Source organism: Polyangiaceae bacterium, from assembly GCA_020633205.1.
Classification (GTDB): domain Bacteria; phylum Myxococcota_A; class Polyangia; order Polyangiales; family Polyangiaceae; genus JAHBVY01.
This window is the reverse complement of the sequence record JACKEB010000011.1, coordinates 758335-785226: the sequence shown is the minus strand read 5'-3', so window position 1 is coordinate 785226 and position 26892 is coordinate 758335. Positions and strand designations below refer to the sequence as shown.

Annotated in this window: 21 protein-coding genes; 15 read left to right on the top strand and 6 right to left on the bottom strand. The window is 64.2% G+C overall.

What is annotated here, in order from left to right; genetic code table 11:
• Positions 1–46: 46 nt before the first annotated feature.
• The 7 genes from H6718_09950 to H6718_09920 all read left to right on the top strand — a co-directional run bounded on the left by H6718_09950 (position 47) and on the right by H6718_09920 (position 8319).
• Positions 47–1288 (top strand): HlyD family efflux transporter periplasmic adaptor subunit, encoded by a 1242-nt coding sequence (locus tag H6718_09950; GenBank protein ID MCB9585712.1) that lies wholly within the window; start codon positions 47–49, stop codon positions 1286–1288.
• 73 nt (positions 1289–1361) lie between these two features.
• Positions 1362–2129 (top strand): ABC transporter ATP-binding protein, encoded by a 768-nt coding sequence (locus tag H6718_09945; GenBank protein ID MCB9585711.1) that lies wholly within the window; start codon positions 1362–1364, stop codon positions 2127–2129.
• Positions 2130–2136: 7 nt separating this feature from the next.
• The gene (locus H6718_09940) at positions 2137–4569 is read left to right on the top strand and encodes an ABC transporter permease (GenBank protein MCB9585710.1); all 2433 of its coding nucleotides are present in this window, start codon (positions 2137–2139) and stop codon (positions 4567–4569) included.
• 8 nt (positions 4570–4577) lie between these two features.
• Complete coding sequence (locus H6718_09935) at positions 4578–5957, top strand: sigma-54-dependent Fis family transcriptional regulator (GenBank protein MCB9585709.1); 1380 nt, start codon at positions 4578–4580, stop codon at positions 5955–5957.
• A gap of 40 nt (positions 5958–5997) precedes the next feature.
• Positions 5998–7332 carry a GHKL domain-containing protein gene (locus H6718_09930; protein MCB9585708.1) on the top strand — a complete coding sequence of 445 codons (1335 nt, stop codon included), beginning with the start codon at positions 5998–6000 and terminating at the stop codon, positions 7330–7332.
• A gap of 32 nt (positions 7333–7364) precedes the next feature.
• Positions 7365–7841 carry a hypothetical protein gene (locus H6718_09925; GenBank protein MCB9585707.1) on the top strand — a complete coding sequence of 159 codons (477 nt, stop codon included), beginning with the start codon at positions 7365–7367 and terminating at the stop codon, positions 7839–7841.
• Positions 7828–8319 carry a hypothetical protein gene (locus H6718_09920; protein MCB9585706.1) on the top strand — a complete coding sequence of 164 codons (492 nt, stop codon included), beginning with the start codon at positions 7828–7830 and terminating at the stop codon, positions 8317–8319. Before H6718_09925 ends, H6718_09920 begins: the two co-directional genes overlap by 14 nt.
• Before the next feature lie 26 nt (positions 8320–8345).
• Here H6718_09920 and H6718_09915 read toward each other — a convergent pair whose 3' ends face one another.
• From H6718_09915 to H6718_09900, 4 genes are all read right to left on the bottom strand, one after another.
• Entirely contained in the window at positions 8346–10565 is a 2220-nt protein-coding gene (locus H6718_09915; GenBank protein ID MCB9585705.1) for an SUMF1/EgtB/PvdO family nonheme iron enzyme, read from the bottom strand.
• Between the two features lie 540 nt (positions 10566–11105).
• Entirely contained in the window at positions 11106–11996 is an 891-nt protein-coding gene (locus tag H6718_09910) for a 1,4-dihydroxy-2-naphthoyl-CoA synthase (GenBank protein ID MCB9585704.1), read from the bottom strand.
• A gap of 120 nt (positions 11997–12116) precedes the next feature.
• Complete coding sequence (locus tag H6718_09905) at positions 12117–12623, bottom strand: hypothetical protein (GenBank protein MCB9585703.1); 507 nt, start codon at positions 12621–12623, stop codon at positions 12117–12119.
• A gap of 301 nt (positions 12624–12924) precedes the next feature.
• On the bottom strand, positions 12925–13527 hold the full coding sequence (locus H6718_09900; GenBank protein ID MCB9585702.1) for a hypothetical protein: 603 nt from the start codon (positions 13525–13527) through the stop codon (positions 12925–12927).
• A gap of 138 nt (positions 13528–13665) precedes the next feature.
• On the opposite strand from H6718_09900, the gene H6718_09895 reads away from it, so the two are divergent.
• The 5 genes from H6718_09895 (at position 13666) to H6718_09875 (ending at position 20627) form a co-directional block, all read left to right on the top strand.
• Positions 13666–15663, top strand: coding sequence for an ABC-F family ATP-binding cassette domain-containing protein (locus H6718_09895; protein ID MCB9585701.1), 1998 nt, complete (start codon positions 13666–13668; stop codon positions 15661–15663).
• 193 nt (positions 15664–15856) lie between these two features.
• Positions 15857–16234, top strand: a complete 378-nt coding sequence (locus H6718_09890; protein MCB9585700.1) for a hypothetical protein — start codon at positions 15857–15859, stop codon at positions 16232–16234.
• A complete protein-coding gene (locus H6718_09885) occupies positions 16231–16527 on the top strand; it encodes a SelT/SelW/SelH family protein (protein ID MCB9585699.1) in 297 nt (98 codons plus the stop codon). Before H6718_09890 ends, H6718_09885 begins: the two co-directional genes overlap by 4 nt.
• A gap of 101 nt (positions 16528–16628) precedes the next feature.
• Positions 16629–17045, top strand: coding sequence for a hypothetical protein (locus tag H6718_09880; protein MCB9585698.1), 417 nt, complete (start codon positions 16629–16631; stop codon positions 17043–17045).
• Between the two features lie 156 nt (positions 17046–17201).
• Positions 17202–20627 (top strand): protein kinase, encoded by a 3426-nt coding sequence (locus tag H6718_09875; GenBank protein MCB9585697.1) that lies wholly within the window; start codon positions 17202–17204, stop codon positions 20625–20627.
• A 316-nt stretch (positions 20628–20943) separates the two neighbouring features.
• Here H6718_09875 and H6718_09870 read toward each other — a convergent pair whose 3' ends face one another.
• The gene (locus H6718_09870; protein MCB9585696.1) at positions 20944–22575 is read right to left on the bottom strand and encodes a transglutaminase; all 1632 of its coding nucleotides are present in this window, start codon (positions 22573–22575) and stop codon (positions 20944–20946) included.
• A 144-nt stretch (positions 22576–22719) separates the two neighbouring features.
• On the opposite strand from H6718_09870, the gene H6718_09865 reads away from it, so the two are divergent.
• The 3 genes from H6718_09865 (at position 22720) to H6718_09855 (ending at position 25945) form a co-directional block, all read left to right on the top strand.
• Entirely contained in the window at positions 22720–23460 is a 741-nt protein-coding gene (locus tag H6718_09865) for a hypothetical protein (GenBank protein MCB9585695.1), read from the top strand.
• Between the two features lie 58 nt (positions 23461–23518).
• Entirely contained in the window at positions 23519–25189 is a 1671-nt protein-coding gene (locus tag H6718_09860) for a hypothetical protein (GenBank protein ID MCB9585694.1), read from the top strand.
• Between the two features lie 102 nt (positions 25190–25291).
• On the top strand, positions 25292–25945 hold the full coding sequence (locus tag H6718_09855; GenBank protein MCB9585693.1) for a zf-TFIIB domain-containing protein: 654 nt from the start codon (positions 25292–25294) through the stop codon (positions 25943–25945).
• Here the strand turns inward: H6718_09855 and H6718_09850 are convergent.
• Entirely contained in the window at positions 25942–26817 is an 876-nt protein-coding gene (locus H6718_09850) for a LysR family transcriptional regulator (GenBank protein ID MCB9585692.1), read from the bottom strand. The genes H6718_09855 and H6718_09850 overlap by 4 nt on opposite strands.
• Positions 26818–26892 lie beyond the last annotated feature (75 nt).

Below are 26892 nucleotides of genomic sequence, written 5' to 3'. Positions count from 1 at the left end.
AGGTGCGATCGGCACGCTTCTCGCTCTTGGGGCGGTCATGGATGTCGTGCGGAAGCCAACCAGGAGCCACGTCGGTGCGCGCCGGGCACTGTGGGCAGCTGCGGCGTTGGCGGGTATCACCTGCGTGACGGCTCTCAGCTGGCCTCGTGGGGAACGCGCTCGCCACGTTGAACGCAGCGGCGTGTGGACCGAGCGCGTCCAGCGCGGCGACTTGGTCCGCCAGGTGCTGGCGCAAGGCACCTTGGTGCCGGAAGAGGTCCGCTGGCTGAGCGCTGAGAGCGCCGCGAGGGTCAAGCGCATTTCCGTGCGGCCAGGTGAAGTCGTCAAGGCAGATACCGTGGTCTTGGTCCTCGAGAACTCCGAGTTGGAGCTCGCGACTCTCGAGGCCGAGCGAGCCGCAGCGAGCGCCAACTCCTATCTGGTTCAACTGGATGTCCGCACGGATATTGAGCGCCGCGCTCACGAGACCCAGCTACTCGCCCTCCACAAAGACCTGAAGCAAGCCGCACGAGACGAAGGGCTGATGGATCGCCTCGCACCAGGCGGCCTAGTCAGTGCTCAGGCGGTGAGCACGGCGAAAGACAGTGCTGAGAGCCTACGCGCGCAAGTGAAGAGCGAACGCCAGCTCGAGCGCGCGCTGAAGCGCGGACGCTCGCGGCAGCTGGCCGCTCAACGAAGCGAGGGCAAGCGCCTGCAGGAAATCGCTGACTTCCGCCGCAAGCAACTCGCGGCCTTGGAAGTGAAGGCCGGCATCGCAGGCGTCGTACAGGAGATCCCCCTCGAGAGCGGCCAATGGGTCGCCATCGGCACCACCTTGGCCAAGGTCGCCAAGCCAGAAAAGCTGAAGGCCGAAGTGCGAGTATCCCAGCAGGACGCGGGCAGCATACACCGCGGCCTTGGGGTGCGCTTCGAGTCCCCTGCCGGCGAGTTCCGTGGCACCGTCGAGCGCGTCGACCCCGCCGTCGTCGGTGGCAGCGTGCGCGTGGAGGTGAACCTCGACCAGAGCTTGCCCAAGGGAGCCCGTGTCGATCAGAGCGTCACCGCCCACATCGAGATCGAAACGCTGCGTGACGTGCTCTACGTCGCGCGCCCGAGCGGTGTACAGGAAGCGAGCAGCGCACCGCTCTACCGTATGCGTGACGCCAACGGCGCGGATCGCATTAGCGCGCGGTTAGGCCGCGCGTCCAACAGACACATCGAAGTTCAGGCCGGACTCAAGGAAGGCGACGAGGTCATCATCTCCGACACCTCCAGTTGGGAGTCCGCACCGAGAATCGTGCTCGACTGAGCAACGACGTCAGTCGTTGCGAAGTTCAAGTCGCTGCGAAATCCAAAGCGCGAATCATGCCCAAGCCCCAATCATGTCAAGGCCGCAACCCCCGGAGAGACTCGTGGAACACTCAGACCCCAACCCCCAAACCCTGGCTCCCCCCGCCAGCGACTCACCGCTGATCCGCCTCGACGGTATCCAGAAGGTCTTCCTGACCACAGAGCTCGAGACCCATGCCCTCAGCGAGGTGCATCTCGAGATCACCGCGGGTGACTACGTCGCCATCGAAGGCCCGTCGGGCTCGGGCAAGACGACGCTGCTCTCCATCCTCGGGCTGCTGGATGTTGCTTCCTCGGGGCAATATCTGCTCAAGGGGAACAACGTCCAAGGCCTGGGCGCCAGAGAACGCGCGCGCATCCGCAACCAAGAAATTGGCTTCATCTTCCAGACCTTCAACCTGATCGGCGATCTCAGTGTGTGGGAGAACGTGGAGCTGCCTCTGCGCTACCGCGGCCTGGACGCTGCGGAGCGCAAGCGACGGGTGAACGACGCGCTCGAGAAGGTGCAGATGTCGCACCGTAAACAGCACATGCCGAGCCAGCTGTCAGGTGGCCAGCAGCAGCGCGTTGCCGTCGCGCGCGCTGTCGCGGGGGACCCGAGCGTGCTCCTCGCTGACGAGCCGACGGGCTCCCTCGACTCGAAGAACGGCGACGCCGTCATGGACTTGCTCGACGAGCTGCACGCTCAGGGGGCCACGATTTGTATGGTCACTCACAGCCGTGAGTACGCGCGCCGCGCAACTCGTGCGGTGCACCTCTTCGATGGGCGCGTCGTGGAAGACGTCACCCGAGCCGCCTGAGGAAGCCATGAGCGAGCTACTCTTCGACATCCGTTTTTCCCTGCGTCAATTACGTCACAGCCCGGGCTTCTTTGCGACGCTGCTTGCGGTGTTGATCGCTGGCATTGGCGCGACCACGGCAATGTTCAGCATCGCCGAGAGCCTCTTCATGCGTCAGCTGCCCTACGAGGACTCGAAGCAGCTGGACATGATCTGGCTCAAGCAGCGGTTGTTCCCCAAATCGGGCTTCTCTTACCCTGACTTTCTCGACGTTCGCGAACAAAGCGAGAGCTATGAGGCGGTCGCGGCGGTTGACTATGCTGGATACAGTCTGAGCGCCCAGGGCGCAGAGCCGGAGTTCGTACCCAGCGCGAACGTCAGCGCGGACTTCTTCCAGCTATGGAAACAGGCGCCCCTCCACGGCCGCTACTTCACTTCAGACGACGACAAGACAGGTGCGCCGCGCATTGCCGTGATTGGCGCCGCACTCTGGGAGCGCCGTTTCGACTCGGATCCAGGCATCGTGGGCCGGGCAATCACGCTAAACGGCAACGACTACACCGTCGTGGGCGTAGCCCATCAGGGTTTCAGTTTCTCCGGTCCCTACTCGAACGAGTGCCAGATCTGGGTGCCGATCCATGTCTCCCGGCCTGACCTGGACGAGTGGGGTCGAGGCGACCACTTCGCGCACATCATCGGACGACGCAAACCAGGCGTTTCCCTCGAGAGCGCTCAAGCTGAGGTCGGCGCGGTCATGGGTCGCTTGGAGGCGAAGTATCCCGACACCAACACCAAGGTCAGCGTGCACGTGGAAACCCTGCACGAGGCGTTGGTAGGGGGATCGCGTTCGTCCGTTGGTACGCTGTTCGGCGCGGTCGGCCTAGTGTTCTTGATCGTGTGCGCAAACGTCGCGAGCTTGCTGCTGACTCGGGCTCAAGGTCGCCGCGCGGAAATGGCACTGCGCGGTGCTCTCGGTGCTCCCAGGTCGCGTATCGTGCGTCAGGTATTGACCGAAACAGTCGTCGTGTTCCTGGTTGGTGCAGTGGGTGGAAGTCTGCTGTCGTTCTGGTTGGTCGAGCTCTTCCGCGACGGCCTGGTTGGCGGCACCGCCAGTCTGGTGGAAGTGGGTGTCGATTGGTTCGCGCTGCTGGCGACGTCCTTCGTCTGTACTCTGTGCGGGCTGCTATTCGGCCTCATCCCAGCTCTCGCCGTCTCGTCGATCGAACCACAGAGCGTCCTGAAGTCCTCGGCGGCGCGCTCCGGAGTGAGCGGTAAGCAGAAGCTCGTGCGGTCTGTGTTGGTCGTTGCCCAGGTCACGCTGGCTTGTGCCTTGCTCATCGGCAGCGGTCTGGCCCTGCGTGGCTTTGGTCGCATCGTGGACACTCCGCTCGGCGTGGACGCCTCGAACGTGATGACGGGCAGGCTGTTGCTCACCGGAAAGAACTACGACAACGAAGAGAAGATGGCCGCATTCGTGAAAGGCCTGCGAGAGAAACTGAACACGCTGCCGGAAACCACCCACGTCATCGTCAACAGCTGCATGCCGATGATGGGTTCCAACAACAGCGGCTCCTTCAAGATCGAAGGCAAGCCCGACTGGGCCCCTGGGGAGCGGCCGGTAATGGAGCGCAACATGGTGGGCCCCGGGTACTTCCAGGCACTAGGCACCCCATTGATCCGAGGTCGCGAGTTCACGGAGGCTGACGATGGATCCGCACGGAACATCATGATCATCAGCCAAACGGCGGCAACAAAGTACTTTCCCGATCAGGATCCGATCGGCAAGCGTATCGATTGGGGCGCCAAGCGTGACGACACGCCCGTATGGCGAGAGATCGTTGGGATCTCCGCAGACGTACGCAAGAACGGCCCCTACGACGAGCCAAAGGCCGAAGCCTTCGTGCCCTACGCTCAGAGCCCGGAACCCTACGTCTCGTTCGGCGTTCGCTCCAGGGACCTGGCAGCAACCGCAAAGGCCATCCCTGGCGCGGTGCAAGCAGTCGACCCCACACTGGCTGTTGCCACCCTGCGCCCCTACGAGCAGCGAGTCGCCAGCCGAACCTCTACGCAACGCTACGCCGTCAACATGCTGAGTGCGTTCGCTCTGGCCGCGCTAGTTCTCGCCGGCATGGGCATCTTCGGTCTCGTGTCGTACTCGACTCAACAGCGCACCCGGGAGCTCGGTCTACGCATGGCCCTCGGCTCACCTCCAGGCGCGGTGATGCGCTTGGTCGTCGGGGGCGGTCTACGCCTGCTCGCCATCGGGACGCTGCTTGGGCTGCTCGGCGCCATCTGGCTCGGACGGAATCTCGAAGACTCGATGCCCGGAGTCGAGCGCTTCGATCTCGCCGCTTTTGCAGGCATTCCCCTGGTCTTGACGCTGATTGGCGCCTTGGCCTGCCTGCTCCCAGCCTGGAAGGCCATGCGCATGCCACCAGCGAGCGCTCTGCGGTATGAGTAGGTGACGCCATGACGGAGCAAAACAAGCGCAGGCCCAAGGTGCTGGTCGCCGACGACCAGGGTGACATCGTCGCTGCGCTGCGCTTGCTGCTCAAGCAAAATGGCTACGACTGCATCCCCGCGGCAACACCCGCGGAGGTGCTCCAGCAGGCAGAGGTTCAAGATCTGGACCTCTGCTTGGTGGACATGAACTACGCGAGAGATACAACCTCCGGTGGCGAGGGGCTCGAGCTTGTGAGCAAGCTCGCCCGGGTCGCGCCAGATGTCCCCGTGCTGGTGATGACCGCGTGGAGCAGCGTCGGCAGCGCGGTGGAGGCAATGAAGCGCGGCGCCCGGGACTACATCGAGAAGCCGTGGCAAAACGAGCGCCTGCTGGCGGCGATCAAGCTTCACGTTGAGCTGTGCCAGGCAGCACGCAACGCCGGCCGGCTACAGGCACAGGGTGAGCGTGAACAGAAGCGCGATCTCCCGCAACTCGTTGCCGAATCCCCACGGATGCGGGAGGTGACGAGCCTCTTGGAGCGAGTCGCTGGGGCTGACGTGAACGTGCTCATCACCGGCGAACACGGCACCGGCAAGGACGTCGTGGCGCGCTGGCTTCACGCCGCGTCCTCACGCGCGCGTCGTGCGTTCGTTCCTGTGAACGCCGGCGCGCTGGCTGACGGCGTGTTCGAGAGTGAGCTCTTCGGGCACGTGAAAGGCGCCTTCACCGACGCCAAGGCGGATCGCCTCGGCTGTTTCGAGCTCGCGGATGAAGGCACGCTGTTCTTGGATGAGATCGGCACCATGCCCGCGGCTCAGCAGGCCAAGCTCCTGCGCGTGTTGCAGAGCGGCGAGTTCCAGCCCGTTGGCTCGTCGCGCACTCGCCGGTGTGACGTGCGGGTGCTCTCCGCGACGAACGTGAACATCACGCGAGAGGTCTCCCAAGGCAACTTCCGCGAGGATCTACTCTATCGTCTCAACACGGTTGAAGTCCAGCTTCCGCCGCTCAGGGAACGCGGCGAAGACATCCCTGCCCTCGCTGGTCAGTTCCTGGCAACCAAGGCGCAGCGCTACGGCAAGGCGCTTCGCGGATTCACGCCCGACGCCCTAGCCGCCCTGCTCGGCCACCCATGGCCAGGCAACGTGCGCGAACTCGAACACGTCATCGAACGCGCCGTCGTGCTTGCTGGGGGTGAGGAGATCCAGGTGCCGGATTTGACGCTTCGGCCCTCGGCGGAGGCGGTCAGGCCCATCGAGCGCATGACCCTCGCAGAAGCGGAAGCGTACCTGATCCGCTCGGCAATCAACCGCACCAACAACGCGAACGAAGCGGCAAGCCAGCTCGGGCTCTCCCGCAGCGCGTTCTACAGACGCCTGCAGGCGCTGGGCTTGAAGGTCTCCGAATGAATCCTCCGCGTTCAGCGCTCGGAAGGGACGCCGGCACCCCGTGAAGCAGCCGGTCGTCGCTGCTCTGCGCGCCTCGAGCATCGCGCTACCTCCGCTCGGTCTGGGCGCGCTGTGCAGCTATCGTGCAGCACCGCCAACCTGGGCCGAACTGGGCGTGACCGCGCTCTTGTCGCTACTGGCGGTAGCCTGGCAACTCAGCACGAACGCTCGGCGCCTGCGCACGGTCACCTCCGTGCTTGCTGCCTATCGCGAGGGCGACTTCTCGATCCGCGCTCGTTCCACTGCGGCGGACCCAGCGCTGAACGAGGTCTTCGTCGAGCTGAACCACCTCGGAGACACGCTCCGCGGGCATCGCCTCGGGGAAATGGAAGCCTGGGCGCTGCTGCGGAAGGTCGTGGCCGAGGTCGACGTGATCGTGCTGGCGTGTGACGAGCAGGGTCGCATCCGCTTGGCCAATGAGGCGGCAGCAAAACTCGTCGGGCGGCCGGTTTCGAGCTTACTCGACAAAGCGGCGACCGACCTTGGGATCGACGACTTGCTCGCCGGCCCCGCGCCGCGCACCCTCGAAGGCAATACGGCGCTCCCTGGCGGCCCATGGGAGCTCAGGCGCGGCACCTTCCGCCTGTCAGGGGAGGCGCACACCCTCCTCGTGCTGTCCGACGTCAGCTTTGCCTTACGGCAACGGGAGCGGGACGCCTGGAGGCGCTTGGTGCGGGTCATCGGTCACGAGATCAATAACTCCCTCACCCCCATCCAATCCATCTCGCGCTCGATCGCCGAAGGCCTCACCGCGCGGGACGGCGATCCCGAATGGGAGCAAGACACCCAGAGCGGACTCAAAGTGATCGAGCGCCGTGCGGAGTCCCTCGCACGCTTCATGCAAGCCTATGCTCAGCTCGCGCGGCTGCCCGAGCCGCAACTGAAGGAAGTCTCCGTCGCAGAGTGGGTTAGGCGAGTGGCGAAGCTAGAGCAGCGGGTCAACGTCGAGATACAGTCAGGACCGGCGTGCTCCATCCGCGCGGATTCGGATCAACTCGAGCAAATGCTGATCAATCTGGTAAAGAACGCAGCCGAAGCAAGCCGAGAGCAGGGCAGCGAGTCAGTGCGCTTGCGCTGGTCCAAGTCAAACGGCGCTGTGCTGATCCAGGTAGAAGACGATGGCGCTGGCATCGCTAACCCCGGCAATCTCTTCGTCCCCTTCTTCACGACGAAACCGGGAGGATCTGGCATTGGCCTAGCGCTCGCGCGCCAGATTGCCGAAGCCCACGGCGGAAGCCTGACGCTAGAGAACCGCACGGCAGCGGCAGGTGCCGTTTCTGACCCGAAGAGCGGCGGAGCACTCGCAACCGTGCGTTTGCCGGTTCAGGGACCTTGAGTGAACGGAGGTGAGCTGCTAGCTGCGAACGGATGCGCTCGTTCTGGTACCTGCTCGTGCCGCTGCTGCTCGCGGGCTGTTCGAACATCCCTCAAACCGCCAAGTCTGCGATCTCGACCCAGGCGCGGTGCCCCGAGGACGAGATGGAGTTCAAGCGCAAGGGCTCCTTCGTCAGCGGTAGCGGCTGCGGTCGCTTCGAACAGGCCGTCCACCTCTGCTCTACAGTGGACGACGATCAGTGCACGTGGCGCTCGGTTACGGAACTAAAGGCGGAGCGCTTACGCCGCCGCGCTTCAGCCGACTTCCAGTGCAACGGGGCAGAGCTCGCGATCACCCCCCTCGACCAGCAGGCGTGGAACGTCCGCGGTTGCGAGCAAACGGGTACCTACCTCTGGACCTGCGCGGCCCAGACGTCGAGCCGCTATGACTGGGACGGTTTCAAAGTCTCCAGCCGCGTACCGCCCTACGCTGACGACTGCACCTGGATCTTGAACAATGCCCGCAACTAAGAGCTACCTCGGTCTTCTTTTGCTCGCGCTCACACTCTTTGGGCTCGGCTGCGCCAGTGTCCCCAAGGGCGCAAAGACGTTGATCTCGCGCAACGCGAATTGCCCCGAGAAGGAGATGCGGTTCAAGGAGTACAGCGAGCACATCGTGAACGGCGACGGCTGCGGGCAACGCATCCAGGTCGTGCTGACCTGCCCCTACGGAGAGACCCAGTACTCCAAGAAGTGCGTTTGGCGACTGGTGAACGATCTCAAGGAGCAACGCCTGAAGGCGCGCGCATCCCTCGACTTCAAGTGCGACGCGGCGTCCCTTTACATCAAGCCCGCGGACGCACTCTCCTGGGGTATTGAAGGCTGCGGCCAGTCCGCGACCTATCTCTGGCATTGCCCCACCCGGACCTCGGGCTCGGACATCTCGGTCAGCAGCTACACCCCGTCGTACTCTGACGAGTGCACCTGGGTGATGAACAGCGCGCGCTGAGCTAACGCCAATCCTGGTCAGCGCAGTTACTTCGTCAGGTCAGCCGCGCAGCGGAACCCGATTCCATGGCTCAGCGTGTCTGGCGTCATGGCGTAACGGAAGCTCGGACGTAACCAGGCCTTGTAGCCGCCGTTCCACGCGCCGCCACGGATCACCCGCTTTTCGCCCTTCGCGGCACCGGTCGGATTGTGCTTTTCGTCTTTGGTGTACGGGCCTTCCCAGTCCGCGACCCACTCCCAGACGTTCCCCACGATGTCCTTCGCACCGAAGCGTGAATTTCCCGCAGGGAAACTCCCCACGGGAGCGGTGGTAGGGAAGCGGTCGTTCTCTTCGTAGAGCGAGGTGAGCTTCTCACCTTGGCGGTTGGCCCAGTTCACGCACTCCCAGCCGCACGCGTTGAGCATCTTGGAAGAAGGCTCCTCGTCGCCCCACGGGTAGACGCGGCCGTCGGAAGAACGCGCAGCGTACTCCCATTCAGCTTCCGTAGGGAGACGCTTTCCGGCGAGCTCGCAGTAGTCGTGGGCTTGCTGCCAGCTGACGCAGTTGATCGGGTGATCGCCGCGGCCCTCGATGCCTTCGTTGCACGCGGTGGAGTAGATGCGCGCTTGCGGCTTCGTCATCCCGTCCCACTCGACCTCTTTCGAAGCGCGACGACACTTTCCGGCGTCCGAGCACTTCTGGTAGGCGTGGACGGTGACTTCGGTTTCGTCCAGGCAGTAGCCATCGAGCAGGACGTGATGGCTTGGTTTCTCCAGGTCGAGCGCGTCGTCAGCATCAGACCCCATGAAGTACTGCCCGGCGGGGATGTTCAGCATGCCCTCAGGGCACGCTGCCTTGGGAGCCGGCATGGCTGCAGCGGGCTGCTGCGCGGTCGCCTCAGTCGCGCGCACCTGGCTCGCACTGTCTTTCCCCGCTGCAGTCAGGAAGAAGACGCCGCCTCCAGCAAGCAACGCCGCACAGCCGGCAATCATCGCCGTCGTGAACCAGCGCGACCCCGGCCGCTCAGCTTTGCTCGGCAACGACCGGCTGAGGGGAGGCGAAGATGGCCCAGCGGGCACCTCACGCCCATCTTTCCGCACGGTAGGGACTTGAGAGCGCGGCAGCGGCTCCGTACCAACGCTACCTGCGCCGCTCGCAACCGCGCCGCTCGTAGCAGACACCGCCGGCACGTGTGAAGGTCGTGGCAGCGGTTGAATCGAGGCTGTGGGCAGCGAGTCCAGGTCAGCGTCCCAGCGTGCCGTATTGCCGCTCGCGGTGTTTGGAGGCGTCATTGCGCGCACCGCGGAGTCGGAGATCGGCGGCGGACGCACGCTGGGCGTCTGGATGATGCCGAGAGCATCAGCGAGCGCTGACCAGAACTTACCCGCGCTGATGTAGCGGTCCGTGGTGTAGAGCGCCAGGGCCTGCTCAAACACCGCCTCGACGTCCGGCGAGACGAAGGCGCCCAAGGCTGCTGGGGTCGGACGGGTGCGCGAGTCCGTGCTCGATGCGGCGAAATCGGCAGGATTGGGCCCACTGAGCGGTTGCCGCCCGGAAATAAGCTCCGCTGCGACCAATGCCAGCTGATAGACGTCCGTCCAAGGTCCCGTCTTGCCAAAGCGCGAGTCGAACTGTTCTGGTGCCCCGTAGCTGGGAGTGAAGGAGCTGACCTGACGCCCAGTCGTGCCGAGCACTGGCGCCTGAGCGTCCATGATCTGCGCGACACCGAAATCGAGCAGCTTGACGACGTCGGGCTCGCGTGGGTCGCCGACCACCACGAGGTTCTCCGGCTTGACGTCGCGGTGGGCCACGCCGCGCTGATGTGCGAGCTCAAGGGCGCGAGCAACGCCTTCCAGCATCAAGAACACTTCCGCGGGCGTGCGTCGCGGGTCACCACGGCCGTTCTCGCGGTCCAAGATCGCGCCAAGCGGCTCACCGTCGAGCCACTCCATCACCATGTACGGGATCCACTCGCCCTCGGGCGTCGTGAACGTCCCGACGTCCCGCGGCTGAACGATGCTCGCACTCTGGGAAGACAAGTCACTGAGCAGCGCACCCTCGTTCACGAACGCTTGTTGGAGCGCCGCCCGATCCTCCGCTGGCGCCTGCGCCAGGAAGGTGAAGAACTTCACCGCGATCGCCGACTTCCACAGCTTGTGGTGCCCCTTGTAGACCAGGGAAAAGCCACCGGAAGCCACCAGCTCGCGGATCTCGTACTTCTGCGCGAGCGTTTCACCGCACACGCCCAAAGGATCACGCTCTGACATTCGCCGTCCACCGAGTGCGCCGCGCACCAACGCGCGCCGCGTGTGCTCACGCATATGAGCGCGAGTCGAGAGGGGTTGCATGCCTTCCGCACCGCTCCGGAAGGACCTCCATGGAGTACGCCGAGCCGTGGAAGAGATCCACCCACATCCACTCGCCAGGATGACTTCCTGCTGGCTGGATCGCGCTGAGAGCAAAACCGTTCAGCTGCACGCAATAATCTGACCGTGAGTCCCGGTTTCGGACCCGCGTTCGCTGATAGCACTACCCCTGAGGGTGATTCAGTTTCGAAGCCAACCGGGACTTGAAAAGCCGCCAAGGACGCCAAGAGCGCCAAGATTTTTTGGAACGCCGCCGGGAGGCTTCTCTGAAACCCGACGCGGCTTCCCGAACGAGGCCAGGTCGCAGATGAAGCTCCGCGCCCGTACGTTTCCGCACGGCACTTGAAGACGCTACCCCCAATCCTTGGCGTCCTTGGCGTCCCTGGCGGTCCCCCCCATCGAACCTTGAAGTTGGAACGCGCCTGAAGCCTCGGATGGCCTTCAGAAGTGCCAGGGGAACTTCGAGTAGTCCTGGGGGCGCTTCTCGAGGAACGCGTCGCGGCCTTCTTGGGCCTCTTCCGTGCCGTAGGCGAGGCGCGTGGCTTCCCCGGCGAAGAGCTGCTGCCCAACGAGCCCGTCATCAGGCAGGTTGAAACCAAACTTGAGCATGCGCATCGCCGTCGGGCTCTTGCCGTTGATGAGCTTCGCCCACTCGAGGGCGACGTTCTCCAGCTCCGCATGAGGCACCGACTTGTTCGCCATGCCCATCGCGACGGCTTCATCGGCGCTGTAATTCAGGCCAAGGAAGAAGATTTCCCGCGCGAACTTCTGGCCACACTGGCGGGCCAACAGCGCCGAGCCGTAGCCCGAGTCGAAGCTCGCGACGTCGGGATCCGTCTGCTTGAAGAGCGCGTGCTCCTTGCTGGCTAGCGTCAGATCACACACCACGTGCAGGCTGTGCCCTCCCCCAACTGCCCAGCCAGGAACCACCGCAATGACCACCTTGGGCATGAAGCGGATCAGCCGCTGTACCTCGAGGATATGCAAGCGCCCGAGGCGCGCCGGGTCGACGCCTTCAGCCCCTTCGTACTTGTAGCCGTCCTTGCCACGAATGCGCTGATCACCGCCAGAGCAGAAAGCCCATCCGCCGTCCTTCGGCGAAGGTCCGTTGCCGGTCAACAGCACGCAGCCCACGTCGCTCCACATGCGGGCGTGATCCAGAGCGCGATACAGCTCGTCCACCGTGTGAGGTCGGAACGCATTGCGCACCTCAGGACGATTGAACGCGATGCGCACGGTGCCTTGATCGACCGCGCGGTGATACGTGATGTCGGTGAAATCGAAGCCGTCCACCTTTTGCCAACGGGCTTCATCGAAGATCTGCGAGACCATGCAGGCGCTCCTAGCGGATCTCCGCCACGGCAGACAGCGCAATCCCGACTTCAGCAAGCGCGCGTTTTTTCTGGGGGGGAGGAGCGATGTTCATGGGTCAAGAGGCGCCCCAGCGTTGGTCTAAAACGCTTCGCGGACGGTGCGAGTCGTCCCACCGAAGCCCCAGCCGAAAAGTAGCCCAACGAAGGCGTCGTCATCGGGACCGAAGCGGATGCTGTAGGAGCCGACCGCCGAGAGCGCGAACGGCGCCCAGACCATGCCGAGCTGAGCGTGCGGACCAAACATGCCGAAGCTGAAGTCATCGTCTACGCTGCCGATCTCAACGAGGCTCGCTCCCACTCGCGCAAAGGGCGTCACGAGCGAATCCGCGAGGACATACAGGTGTGGACCAAAGGCAACCTCTTGAACGTCACGCGTGACGCGGCCGCGCAGATCCATCCCGACCCCACCAGACTCAGCTGACTGGTCGTTGCTGAGGTTCATGCCGCTGCCCAGGGTGATCGCAGCACCGGTCCGCCCCTCGACATGTGCGGGGGCGAAGGTGGGCCCTGCCTCGGCATCCACCAACACAGAGCCACAGCCTGAGACTCCGAGAAGCCAGCTCAAGCCCAGCGCGACCGCCCTCATCAGCGCATCCTAGCGTGCCCTACGCCTCAACGCGCGAACATCGGTCGAGTCCCCAGGGAAATATTGCAGAGCCCATGCGTCGCTGAACACGCAGTGGCGCGAAGAATAGTGGGCTCGGGGGCGTCCGACCTCTCCTTCAGACACCCCCGAGCGCAGGTCTGCTGAGCGCGGCCTCGGCTGCTGACCAGCTCGCAACTCGTACTCGGCGTGGGGTACGCATGGCGCCCGTGACTGAGAGATGACTAGCGAAAGCAGGCCGCGTCTGGTGTCGAGAACTGCTCGCGCCCGTGGCTACTTCGCGTCACGCCCAAGCGACGAGCACGCTTGCGCCGGTGGGCATGGACTGCTCCAGCACTGCTTGCACTTCTCGGCCGTGTGCGGCTTCGACGACCGCGCGAAAGCCCCACGCCGCGGACTCGTGCGCCAAGGAATTGTAGAGGTGCGGCGGATGAGTCAGAACCAAGCGCGCTCGCGCCTTTTCTGCATGTAAAGTCAGATGCACACCACGATGAATCAAACCCCACCCCGCCTTCGCACCACGCAACAGCAAGGCGGGCGAGGCTACAGAGGCGAGCGCGCGGTACATCGCGGATCCGGTGAGCGCTTTGTTCGCCTGGTAGGTGCGCTGCAACATGTCTTCGGTGGACAGCTCGAGGTCGTCGGCGATCGCCAAGTGCGCTGCGACGAAGTGCGCTTCCGGGATCCAAGCGTTCGCTCCGGGCGGATCCAGCAGCAGCTCTCTCAGCGGCCCCTGAACCTGCAGGTCATCCAGGGGAGGGCACGCCGCAAGCAGCCCACGCAGCAAGGACGTCTTGACCGTGCACTCTGGGTAGGATTCCAGCCCGTTCGGTAGGCTTCCCAAGTAGCTTGTGAGGCGCCCCGACACGCGCTCCTTAGAATACACGGGTCTCGTCTTTCTGGGCGGTGTGGAGGCACTAAGCATGAGGCTTCAACGTCAAGAACGGCGCGTGGCTGCGCATCCGTAGCGAAAAGGCGCCACCGCCGTTTGCTCCGACCGCCCAAAGCGACTAACCCCCGGCCCGTGATCAGCATTTCGAACCTGGCCAAGGGTTTCGGTCCCCGCACGTTGTTCGCCGGAGTGAGCCTGCAGCTCGATGCCGGGAACTGCTACGGCTTGGTAGGTGCGAACGGCGCGGGCAAGACGACGCTGCTCAAGATCTTGATGGGGGATGAGCCCGCGAGCGACGGCAGCATGACCTTCGCCAAGAACGCGCGCGTAGGCGTATTGCGCCAGGATCGCTTCGAAGACGACTCGCAACGCATCCTCGACTGCGCGATGAAGGGCGACGTTGAAGTCTTCGAGGCGCTACGCGAGCAAGAGACGTGGGACGAAGACAGCCACGTCGACCCTGAACGCATTGCGCACATCACCGAAGTCATTTCCGCGGGGGATGGCTACACACTGGAGTCGCGCGCAAGCCAGGTGCTGGTGGGCCTCGGCATCCCGGACGATGCACTGACGCGACCGCTCTCGACCCTGAGCGGCGGGTTCAAGCTCCGGGTATTGCTCGCGCAAACTCTGGTGGCCAGGCCAGACATCCTGCTCCTCGATGAGCCGACCAACCACCTGGATATCTTGAGCATCCGCTGGCTCGAAGGCTTCCTCAAGGCGTACAAGGGGTGCGCGGTGGTGATCAGCCACGACATCCGCTTCCTCGACGCGGTATCCACGCACATCCTAGACGTCGACTACGGCACCGTCACGGCGTACAAAGGTAACTACGCTGCCTTCTGCAACCAGAAAGAAGAGACGCGCATCCGCAAGGAAGCGGAGATCGCTAAAAACGAACGCATCATCGCGGAAAAGAAGGCGTTCGTTGAGCGCTTCAGCGCGAAGGCCACCAAGGCGCGCCAGGCCCAGAGCCGCGTCAAGCAGATCGAAAAGATTCAAGTCGAAGAACTGCCGAAGAGCAGCCGGCGCTACCCGAAGTTCGCCTTCAAGCAGAAGCGCCCAAGCGGCAAGGACGTGCTGGAGGTGGAGGGGCTGAGCAAGGCCTACGGCAAGAAGCAGGTGCTCAGCGACGTGGAGCTACGCATCCGCCGCGGAGAGCACGTCGCGGTGATCGGCGCGAACGGGCTCGGGAAGTCGACCCTACTGAAGATCCTCGTGGATCGACTCGAGGCTGACGCTGGCAAGGTGAACTGGGGACACGAAGTACAGATCGGCTACTTCGCTCAGGATCACAAAGACCTGCTCTCGGAGCCCAAGCAAACCACCCTCAATTTCCTCTGGGATACGTGTCCCCAAGAGGGCACGAGCTACGTGCGCGGCATGCTTGGACGCGTGCTGTTCAGCGGCGAAGAGGTGGAGAAGCCGCTCGAGGCGCTGAGCGGTGGCGAGGCAGCTCGCCTTGTATTTAGCCGCATGATGGTCCAGCAGCCCAACGTATTGGTGCTCGACGAGCCCACCAACCACTTGGACCTGGAGTCGATCGAGGCCTTGGTGAAGGCGCTCAAGGACTACGACGGCACGTTGCTCTTCGTCAGCCACGACCGTTGGTTCGTCGATCAGCTGGCCACGCGCGTGGTGGAAATCAAAGCCGACGGCATCATCGACTTTCCAGGGACCTACGCGGAGTACCTGGAGCGCGAAGGCGATGATCACCTAGACGCCGATCAGGTCGTGCTCAAAGCAAAGGGCGAGAAGGAGCCAAAGGGCAGCGACAAGGCGAAGGGCGGTGACAAGGCGAAGGGCGCTGAGAAGAAGCCCAGCATTGCTCCCTCACCCCCACCCGATCCAGACGCTGGACTGAGCCACGAAGAACGGCGGCGGCGCGCGAACAAGCGCAAGGCGCTACCCAAGAAGCGCGACGAGCTGATGAGCCAGATCGAGTCCACCGAAGCGCGCAAGGCGGAGATCGAAGCCAAGTATTGCGAACCCGGCTTCTTCGAGCAGACACCCGAGACAGAAGTGAATCAGCTACGTCGTGAGGAAGCCGAAATCGAGAGTCGCCTCGATCGGCTGATGACGGAGTGGGAAGAGGTCGAGGCGGAGCTCACTGAGCTCGGCATGGCGTAGACTTCGAGAGACCGGAACAGCGCCGAAGCGCTGGAACCTGGCGCTTTTTCCGTGTGAATGTACGTGCCCCGCGGGGCGCAACCGAGCGCCACAAACGTGTGCTATGCGTCGCGACATGTCGACGGACGCTTCTCGCAAGCCCATCCCCAGCAATCCCGAGATCACCGAGCTGGACGAGCCGGAGATCGAAGTGATGGACACTGGGGACCGACCGACCCTCGAGCTGCCGCCCATTCGCTTGCACGAGTCCGCGCCGATGAGCGAGTACCAGCGCTACATCAAGCAGCTCGAGGAGCATCACGGCTGGAGCGACGTGAACCTGATCGAGAATTGCTTCTTGATGGGTGAAGAAGTCGGAGAGCTATTTAAAGCCGTGCGGAAAGTCCGTGGGTTCTTCGATCAGGCGGAGGCTCAGCCGGAAGAACGCACCGAGCTGGTCGCCAACGTTGGCGAAGAAATCGTCGATGTTTTGAACTATCTGCTGGCGATCGCCAACCGTCTGGACATCGACGTCGAGCGCGCCTTCATCGAGAAGAACACCAAGAACCTGAGCCGCAGCTGGAAGTCGTGAGCTACCCGCGCGTGGCCATCGAGTACTGCACGCAGTGCCGCTGGCTGTTGCGCGCGAGCTGGCTCGCTCAAGAACTACTGACGACGTTTCCAGTCGAGTTCGGCGAGCTCGCGCTGGTGCCGGGCACTGGCGGCGTGTTCAAGGTGAGCTACCTGGAAAGCGCCGGCGGTGAAGCCGAGCTGCTGTTCTCTCGTGCCGATGTGGGGCGCTTTCCCGAACCAAAAGAGATCAAACAGCTGCTGCGAGATCGCGTCGATCCTGAGCGAGACCTGGGCCACTCCGATCGCAAGTAGAGCGAATCCATACGGGAATCAAATTCTGCTCAGCTGCCTCGAAGGCTTTGGCGAGCTTTCGTCACGTCGACGCGCGGCTCAGCCTTCGATAGGCTCGGCCCATGACACGTGGGATCTGGGCGTTGTTCGCCGCAACATTTGCGCTCGGCGCGGCCTGTGGCGGCTCCGTCTCAAGCGATGAGGACCCGGGAAGCACGGGGGGAACGGCGGGTCTTGGAAACGGGGGAACAAGCGCCGGCAACACGGACTGTGCGGTCCTGAGCGAGAACGAGTGCGCCAGCGAGAACAACTGCGTGGTCGTTTGGCGAAACGATCAAATCGTCGAAATGGCTGGGCTACCCCCGCCATCAACCGGAACGCCAACAAACGACCCGTGCTGCATCGGTTGTCAGGAGCAGGAGTGCGTGAACTGCCATCAGCCACGCTTCGTGGGCTGTCAGCTGCGCAGCAGCGCCTGTAGTCAAACCGAAACAGAGCTCTGCGGGTACCTAGAGCAGGACGCCTGCGCGGCCGACTAGCCCAGCCACGAGCCAGCCAGCTGCACCGCCGAAGCGCGGAAACTCTCGGCATGAAAAACCCGACGCTGCCCGGCGGCGGTTGACTGATAAGCTAGGATCCGAGTGCCTGCGACCGCGTGCCCGAGGCGCGCCGAAGCAGCACCGCACTAGCGCGCGATGGGCGAAGAACTCTGGATTGGCGACTACCTGACTCACGACCGCTTGGGGCGTGGTGGGATGGGCGTGGTGTACAGCGCGACCCATCGATCCTCGGGCCGCCGGGTCGCACTCAAGACAGTGAACGCGGCCAACGAGTTCGCGTTCGCCTCCCTGCGGCGTGAGATCCACGCGCTCTCGCGGGTGAATCACCCGGGTATCGTTCGCGTGCTCGATCAGGGCGTGCACGAGGGCTTGCCCTGGTATGCGATGGAGCTGATCGAGGGGCGCACGTTGCTGAGCCATGTGTTCGACTCCGCCGCATTTCCAAAGCCCGAGTCATCCGGTGTTTGGGGCGCGGAGACGATCACCGACGAACCGCTTTCCATCGCGCCCGAGAGCTTCGCACCGACGCAAGTCGCAGACAGCGACGCGCTAGGCTTGGGGTCAGACTCAGGCCCTGTCAGTAGCTCTATACGGCACGAGCCCGTTAGCGGTCTGCCTCCGCTGCTCCAGCGCGTTCAAGCTGTCTTGCCCATTCTGTCGCGGCTGTGCTCGGCACTGGCCTTTCTGCATGGCGAAGGCATCGTGCACCGCGACCTGAAACCCGAGAACATTATTATCCGCGGGGATCAGATGCCGGTGCTGGTGGATTTCGGCATCGCCTCGGAGTTCTCTGGCTCACGTGGGCGCGACGCGCTGGCCCACAGTGCGACGGCCATGGGTACCGCAGCGTACATCGCGCCAGAGCAGGTCAAGAACGAGCTCGTCGATGCGCGCGCGGACTTGTACTCGTTGGGCTGCATCCTGTATGAGCTGATCAGCGGCCGGCCTCCTTTCCTCGCGGATTCGGTTGGCAACCTCTTGCGGGCGCAGCTGTACGAGCCCCCTGCACCCTTGACGGAGTTCGCTCCGGACACGCCACCTGCGTTGAACGAGCTGGTCATGCGCCTCCTGGCAAAGCAGCCAGCGCAGCGGCTTGGCTACGCGCTGGACGTCAAGCGCAGCTTGCTGGAGCTATTTCAGGACGAAGTCCCTTCGTCCATGGGTCCCGCACCGTCGAGCTACTTGTATCAACCTGAGCTCGCCGGGCGCGAGAAGGAGCTCGAGGTGCTGCGGGATGTCACCGAAGCAGCAATTCGGGGCACGGGCGGCGTCTGCTTCGTGAGCGGAGAGAGCGGAATTGGCAAGACACGCTTGCTACTCCAGCTGGTGCGGGAGCCGGCGCGTCAGGGCGCGCGAATCATCACCTGCGGCGCACAACCTCCACGTGGGGAGGCCAGCAACGCCAGCCTCTCAACGATCCGTCCGCTCTTGGCTCAGCTCGCGGACTACGCGAGCGCGGAACCTGACCGAGCCGAGGAGCTCCTTGGGGACGCGTGCACACCGCTTGGTGTGTTTGAGCCTCGCTTGTGCCGCGAGGGTCAAGGCTCTCGCCTGAGCCCGGACAAGCTGAAGCAAGAGGCGCGGCGCGCGCTGACCCAGGTGCTCGAGCGCTGGTCAGCTCAGCACCCGCTGTTCCTGTTGCTGGATGATCTGCAGTGGGCGGATTCGCTGACCCTCGCGTGGCTCGCCGAGCTGGTGGAGAGCCGCGCTTTCGCTGATCACCGCATCCTCGTCATTGGCAGTTTCCGCACGGCAGAATCAACCGACGAACTCAACCGCATAGCGAGCCACGATCGTGAGCGCCTCTTCGAGCTCGAAGGCATCGACCCGCTCAGCATCCTGGGCATGGCTGCCGACATGTTGGCGCTGCCGAGCCCACCGGTCGAGCTCGCAGACTTCCTCATCGAACGCGCTCACGGCAGCCCGTTTTTCGTGTCGGAGTACTTGCGCGCCGCCGTCGGGCAAGGGCTCCTGACGCGCGGGCTGGACGGCGCCTGGCAGCTCACCGCCGCCGCCGAGTCCTTGCGCAGCGTCCCCCTGCCGAGCAGCCTCGCCTCGCTGGTCGCGCTGCGCTTCAGCCGCCTCGATCGCAACGCGCGTCGCGTGGCGGAGCTGGCTTCGGTGTTCGGGCGCCGGGTGGACAGCAACGTTTTGTTCCGCGCCCACGTGCTAGCCGCAGACGCAGCCAATGAGCAGGCGATGTCACAGAAAGCGTTCGACGCCGCGGTGCAGACCCTGGTCGTTCGCAGCATGCTCGAACCGACGCAGACCCAAGACGTCCAGGGTCTCGGGCAGGAGCGGCTCGTGTTTGCCCACGACAAGCTCCACGAGGTCGCGTATGCGAACCTGGACCTCGAAGCAAAGCGACGCCTGCACCTCGCGGCCGCGCTCGCCCTCGAGGAGCTGCCCGACGCCGGGCCGACGCGGCTACGCAGAATGGCTCAGCATTTCGAATCCGCAGGGCAATACTCAAAGGCGGTTCACTACTCGATTCTTGCGGGTCGTGCAGCGGAAGGGCGAGGCGCACTAGCGGACGCGCTATCCAGCTTGGAGCAGGCGCTGAAGCTGACGGAGAGCCACGGCTTGAGCTCCGGCGAACGCCTCGAAGCCGTGCTCAGCTTGGGAGAGCTCGAGACAGGCACGGGACGCATGGGGGCGGCGGGCCAGCACCTGCTCAGCGCACTGAACTTGGGCATCGAGCTAAACGACACCAAAGCCCGTGTGCGAGCGAACCTCAGCTTGAGCTACCTCGCCTACCTCGGCGCCAAAGGCGAGGAGACGATGCAACGGGCGACCGAGGCAGCAGAGCTCGCCGAGGGCCTCGACGATGCCACGCTGCTTTCCCGTGCAGAAAATGCCCTAGGGATCGCCTGGGGCTCTACCGGTCACTACCGCAGGGCGATCTCTCACTACTCGAAGGCGGCAAAGCTCGCTGAGTCCAGCGGCGATCGCAGCTCAGCGGGCAAGCACCACGGCAACATCTCGATCAACCAGCGCTTGCTAGGAGAACTCGAAGACGGACTCGAGAGCGCCCAGCAAGCCGTGCAGCACGCTCGGTCGGCCCGCGAGGGGCGGCTGGAAGCCAACGCGCTCTGCAACCGAGGACGTATCGAGCTCGAGCTTGGCCGCCTGGAGAAGGCGCGCCTCAGCTTCACCAGCGCGATCGAGCTTGCTAACCGCGTGGAAATGATCTTCGTGGTCGCGGAAGCCGTGTGGGGTCTAGGTGTCGTGGAGCTCGAGTCGGGGGACCTGGCCACCGCCAAGCGTTGCGCCGAGCGCGCGAAGCACCTGTCGGAGCAAGGTTTCGCTGTGACCTTGGGGCTCTCTGAGCGCCTACTCGGACAGATCGCGCTGCGGGAGGGTGATCCTGAGGGTGCTCGTGAACACCTGGAAACCAGCGTGGAACAGCTGCGCCCTGCCGGTGAACGTGACGAGCTAGCCGATTCCTTGATGGCCCTCGCAGAGGCAAAGCCAGACGCCGCTAGCGCGCTTCGGAGCGAAGCCCTCGCCATCTACCGCGAACTCGACATGCAGGGCCGGCTCCGCCGGTTTGGGGGGTGAGGTGCGCCGGGTATGCGCCGCAGTGCTCCTAGTTGGCAGCGTCGGGCTTGCCGCCGCCTGCGGGGGCGCCGGCACGAACGCGGAAGACGCTTCCTCACGGAACGAAGGTTGCGCCAACGTTGAGCTTCCCCCCTGCCCCATCGCATGCCAAACCAGCGCGGAAGAGCTCGAAGGTCAGCCGTGTTTCGGTCCACAGACGCGGACCGCGCTTGTCCGCTGCGCGACGGAGACGCATATCTGCGCCTGTTTGGGTCAGTGGAAGTGCCATGTTCCCGAACCGAAGTATCCGGGCTGCGACCTAGTCTGCGACTGAGCGTCAGTTCGAGAATACCTGAAACTCGGCGGCGTTCGGGTAAGTGGCGTTGTATTGCTGCATACCGACGTAGACCTGCACCTGGTATTCACCCCGCGGCAGGTTGCAGCTGATGTCCACTTCGTCACGCTGGACACTATCGCAGCGCACCTCCTGACCTCCCTTCGTGGGCCGGGCGTACACCATGAAGAAGCGCCCCAACGGGTTGTCGATGCGCGCCTCGAAGCGCCCGTGCACGGTGACCTGGGCGCTCCTGGGTGTGAGCAACGACAGTCGATTGCTGAAGAACCAGGGTCGCAGCACCGGCTGATCTAAAAATTCCGCGCGGCTAATCTTGGGTTCCCGGAGCTGCCACTTGGCATCGTCAGGGAAATGGGTGATGCCCATCACCTTGGGCGGAGCGAACAGGTAGTCCGTGCTGTACCGTTTGGTGAAGGTAGAGCCATCCAGAGACCCCGAGTCCCAGGTCGGATCGAGCAGGTACCAAGCGCCATCGATCTGCGCGACGTTCCACGCGTGTCCGTTTCCCGACGGAGGTGAGTTGCCAACGCGCGCGTCCCCGGTGACGTACAGGATGCGGTCGCCAGTCACCTTTCCGAGTGCCTCCAAGAGCTTCGCGTAGCCAGCGCATACCGCCAGGCGCGTCTTGAGCACCGTCGGGGCGTCCCAGGGCGGGTACTTGCCGGCGACATAGCTCGGACCGTCGTACGCGATGCGATCGGCGACGTAGTCGTGCAGCGCCTTCACGCGCATGAATGCATCGGGCTCGTGCGCCTTGATGTAGTTGCCCACGGCCTCCACGCTGACTTCGTCGCTCGCGGGGATGCTCTGCACCAAGGGATGCAGGGTGCGGGGAAACGGATACTCGTGGCGCTGTGCAACAGGCTCGGGCTTGGGCTGTGGTTGCGGCTGCGGTTGCGGCTCTGGCTGCGGCTGGGGCGTTGAACCGCTGGGCGTCGGGTTGCTACTCGGCGCTGGATTGCTGCTCGGCGCTGGGTTGCTGCTCGCCGCAACGCTGGGCGTCGGTTCGGGGACTCGCGCCGTGGGTGCGGTGCTCCCGCTGGGGACTGGTGTCGCCGAGCCAACGCCCAGTCCGTGGCCCGCTTCGGGGTCCTCGACGTCATGGCTCTCGTCAGCCCCATCGCGAAACGGGTTGTCGTGGGCGGCGTTGTACAGGAACTCCAGGGAGTCCGCGGCCACCAGCTTGAAGGAGCGTACGCTGTCGGCGAACGCGCCGTTCGAACCTTCGACGAACCAGTCGCCGCGGGTCGCGAGCGCTGCGAAAGCTTGGGTCGGATACCACGCGGCCAGTACCGCAAGGAAACAGAGATTGAGCGCCAGTGTGCGCAGCACCCAGCGGTCACCGGTCGTGAGGATGCGCGCCTTCTGTCGTAGATCGGCACGCTTTTGCTCACGCTTCGCCCTGCGGCGCTCAGCCAGTCGATCCCACAAGATGGGGCCAACCGGGAACAGCAGGACACCAGCAATGAACGCCAGCCAACGCGGCCCATTCAGGTAGGCCGCAAGACTCGAAGCCAGCCACACGCCAAGCAAAGGCAGCAAGATGACGAGCGCCCACCAAACGGCGCGCAGCAGCGACATCAGCACGAGCCCAGCCACGCGTTTCCCCGCCACGACGCTGCAGGCTAGCGGACCAGAGCCCGCTCAACGTGCAACTGATTCGCACGATACGTGCAGTTCATTCTAATGGAAGTAATGGTCGGGCTGGGTCAGTCTGAAGTCGCTGGGAGTTCCTGCCCACGACTAGGAGGCTTGATCATGACTTACTCGCACTTTCCTTCGTTCCTCGGCTCCAATCTCACAAAGCACGGCGCTGTGTTCGCCGCGTTCCTGCTCGCGGTGGGCTGCGGCGGCAGCTCGAACGGAGACGGCAGCGGAGGCACAGCCGGTGTGGGTGGCAACGCGGGCAGCGCTGGAAGTGCGGGAAGCACAGCAACGGGCGGCAGCTCGGCGACAGGAGGCAGCACCGCGACGGGGGGAAGCTCGGCGACAGGAGGAAGCGCAGCAACGGGCGGCAGTGAGTCCGGAGGCACCGGCGGTGCGATCGGCGGCAGCGGAGGCGCGGCGGGGGCCGGCACCGGCGGCACTGGCGGAACAGCGGAGTGCGTCGAGCAAATGGGCAGCGGCGGTTTCACTCAACCCGAGTGCAGCGATCTGGATCGCCTGGTCGTACAGAACCCGCGCCTGGATCCGTCGGGTGGAATCACTCCTGGCTCCAAGGCAACTTTCCGCGTGGATCTGACGGATGTCTCGGGCTACGGCTTCGACTACTACCCCGGCGTCGACTTCGAGTCGGACACCCAGGGCGTGACGGTCACGGATGAGCAATTCTTCGCGGTGCTGCCTTGCAGCACGAACGAGACCTTGAGCAACGTGGAGATCGACTCGACGGTGCCGTCAGGCACAGAGGTGACGATCACGGCGACGGTGATGATGCTCAATCAGCAGTGCAGCGGCACGGACAGCGTGAGCTACAAGTTCACCGTCCTGGCTCCCTGAAGCGTTGAGCGCTCCCATGAGCGTTGCCAAGGATCCGGAAGTCGGCGACGCTCCCTGAGTGGAGCCGAGCCTGCTTCTGACTCATGGTCACTGGTTCGCACTGGCTGGGCTCGCGCTGTTTCTGTGGTGCGGCTGGCACTTGGCTGCGCGGAGTCGTCCTGAACCGAGCACCGCCAAGAAGGCGCTGGGCGCCGCCATCGGCGGCGCCCTGGCGCTGATTGCCTCTGGCGGGTACGGCGCTTGGTGTTTGAAGCAGGTGCGGGCGAGTGCCCCTCACCCCCCGTGGAGCATCGAGCTGGGCGCGCTGACTCCACAGCGCCACGCGATTATCCTCGCGGAATATAACTTCCTTCAAGGCGAGGCAAAGCGATTGCTCCCGGAAGGTTGCTTGTTTACTTGCGCGGAGCACCACCCGGTGGAGCGTAGCTTGGTCGAGCGCCTGATCGTGTTCGAGCGCGTGACTGGGCTATGCAACCCAGATCCGCTCGTGCCGCTGGCGGTCCTCGACCCAGCGCACACTCAGCGTGTCGCGGACCGTCTGATGCAGTGCATGCCAAACCCCAGCATGCGGAGCCTGGCGTTGGCCCGCTTTGCGGATGACGACCTGAAGCTCGCCAGCGACCTGTATCAACGTGCGAGTTACCAGTACGACATTGCGCCAAACAACGGCGAGTGGAGCGCGCTCGCCCGAGAGGTCGAGATCCACTGGCTGGCTGGGGAGTGGCAACGCGCGGCAGATATGCTCGGTCGTTCCAAGCTGCCGAGCGAAAGTGAGCAGCGCCGCGTAGACTGCGCCCGGGACGCGCTGCTCGTGCTTGCCAATGACACCGAGGCCGCATCCGCTTCCGCGCGGCTCAAGGCGGCACCCAAGCACGACAACACGTGTTTGCTCATCGCCGCCAATCTGTGGCCAAAGGAACTGCGAACACCCCTCGATGCGCTGAGCGATCAGAAGCTCACGAAGCGAGCGGCGGTGGTCCGCCGCCACCTGCTGACCTTCGAAGAAGCGCGGCCGGCTCCCGGCTGTCGTACAGGCCTTGACGACTACGGCGCGCTGGCTTGGTCACCACTGGTGCCAGCGGCCGCTCTGCTCGTCGAGGCGGGACGGCGCGCCCTCGAAAAGGCCGTGACGCCGCAGAGCATCCCGTTTCAACACTGCGCCGCCGTGGCGCGGGCCCAGCTGGGAGACCGCAGCACCCCCGCGTTCTACGGCCTGAAACCAAGCGGCGACATGCAGCTCACTCTGAGAATGCTCTCACCGTGGCCCTTGGATGACGCGGCGGTGAAGCACCTGGACGGTGATGTTGGGGAATCGAAGTCCGGCTTCTACGCACTGCCTCGCGACATGTTGTGGGGCCATCACCGCATGGAGCGAATCCTGTTTTATTCCACGTGGCAATCTCAGCACCCCGACGAAGTAAAACCCGACGCCCAGAGCTGCACGTTCGTCGAGTGCCTACTTGCGGCGCAAGACGCGCGACAAAAGCCGGCGCTGCTCGCCAAGCTCCAGACCGATCTAATGAATGCCCGCCACCTCAGTAACCCTGAGGAGCGGCTGTTCGAACTCTGCTGGGCGCGCTGGCTCGCCATCGCCCTCGATGAGAAAGCACAGCTGAAGTCCATCGAGCGCAGCATCGCTGCCACTCGGGAGCATGGCCTCGAGTGGCGCTTGGCGGCAGTGCTTGCCTTGCTGGACGCTGGTCCGGCAGGCCTGGAGAAACCAAACTGAGATTGCCCGCAACGCGAGCCCTTCCGAGCGCCGCGCGCCGCAGTACACTCGAGCGCGGCGGCCACGGCTGGGTTGGCTGCCCGATCAGGGGGAGAGTTAGCGATGTTGATGCGTTGCGAGAACTGCGGAGCGCCGCAGGAGTTCGACCAGGTGACCCAAGTCACGGAGTGCGACTACTGTGGGCAGAACAACTTCGTGCAGCGCCCTGGGGAAACGCGCACCTCTTCCTCACCGGAGCACTGCCCGGGTTGCGGCTATCGGCTATTCGGGGCGCGTACCTCAACCGGCTTCATCTGGGGCTGCGGCCATTGCGGCGGTGTGTGGCTCGATTTGGCGAACTGCAATCAGGTGGCCAACGGATCCGGCACTGAGGTCTTCGAGATGGCCAAGCGCGCGACCAGCAACGCGCGGGCACGCGGTCAGGATGCCAAGGTGCCTCGCGCCTGCCCGGTGTGCGAGGAGAAGATGGCGATGTCTCCCGTCGCACGCGGTCGCTTCACGGTGGACGCCTGTCCGCAGCACGGCACCTTCTTCGATGCAGGCGAAATCGAAGCGGTGCACACCTACGCCCGCGACAAACAGGAAGCAGCCAAAACAGGTCAACCCCGGGTGTGGAACCACACGCCGACCACCGCCTACGAGCTCGAGGCCTTCCAGTCCGCGTTAGGCAAGCCTTCTGGCGATTCGGACCTGGGCGCCATCCTAACCGGCGGCGCGATCTTGCTCTCGCTGCTAGCAGCTGGAAACAACAACTAGTCCACGCACAAGTGCGGACGCAGGTGCTCCACCAGGCACTGTTCGATCTCCAGCGCGCGCGCACCACGCCAGCCAGGCCCTGCCGCAAGATAGATGGCGCAGCTTGGGTCGTGGGGGACGCCTGCCCGTACCAGCTGCTGGCGCTCGCCTGCATTCAACATGAAGTCCAGCAGCGAGCCGACCCCAAAGCCACCGAGCACCAGCGCCTTCACCGAAGCGAGGCTCCCCGCGCGAGCGAATGACTTGGCGCCCGCGGGGATCATCGTCGGCTGCCCGGGTAGCGCTTCGATTTCCACAAGTGGAAATTGCGCGGCGATCTCGGCGTCCGTCGTCGCCTGCCCTAGCTCCGGGAAGCGCGCTTTCAGCCCGTAGTACTGCAAATCGTACCGCGCGATGCGAGTCACACGCTCCGCGGGCGGCTCCCCAGAGTAGGCAACCAGCGCGAGATCCAAGTCGTCGCTCGCGACGCGTTCGAGCAGCTGGGCGGTACGCCCGGTGGTCAACTTCAAGCCGAGCTCCGGGAATGCATCCCGCAAGGGCGCGACCAAATGCCCAAACAGAAAACTCACCACGCTGTCGACCGTGCCCAGGCGCAGATCGTGGTAGCTGCGTTCGGCGGTCCCCCGCAGGGATTTCCGCATGGTTTCGAAGCTCGTCAGCAAAGCCCGCGCCTCCGGAACCAATGCACGCCCGGCTGCGGTCAGTCGGAGTCCCCGCCCCTCACGCTCGAATAGATTGACGCCCAAGTCCTCTTCCAGCTGCTGCAGGTTGCGGCTCACCGCCGGCTGAGACAGGTGCACCAGCTTGGCCGCGGCGCTGACCGAACCGGCGTCGACTATCTGCAAGAAAATACGGAGCTTTTCGAGATGCACCGGGGTCAACTCCGGGGTTCATTCATACGCCGAACGCATTGTTTATGATGCAAACATATCATTATCCCGAATACC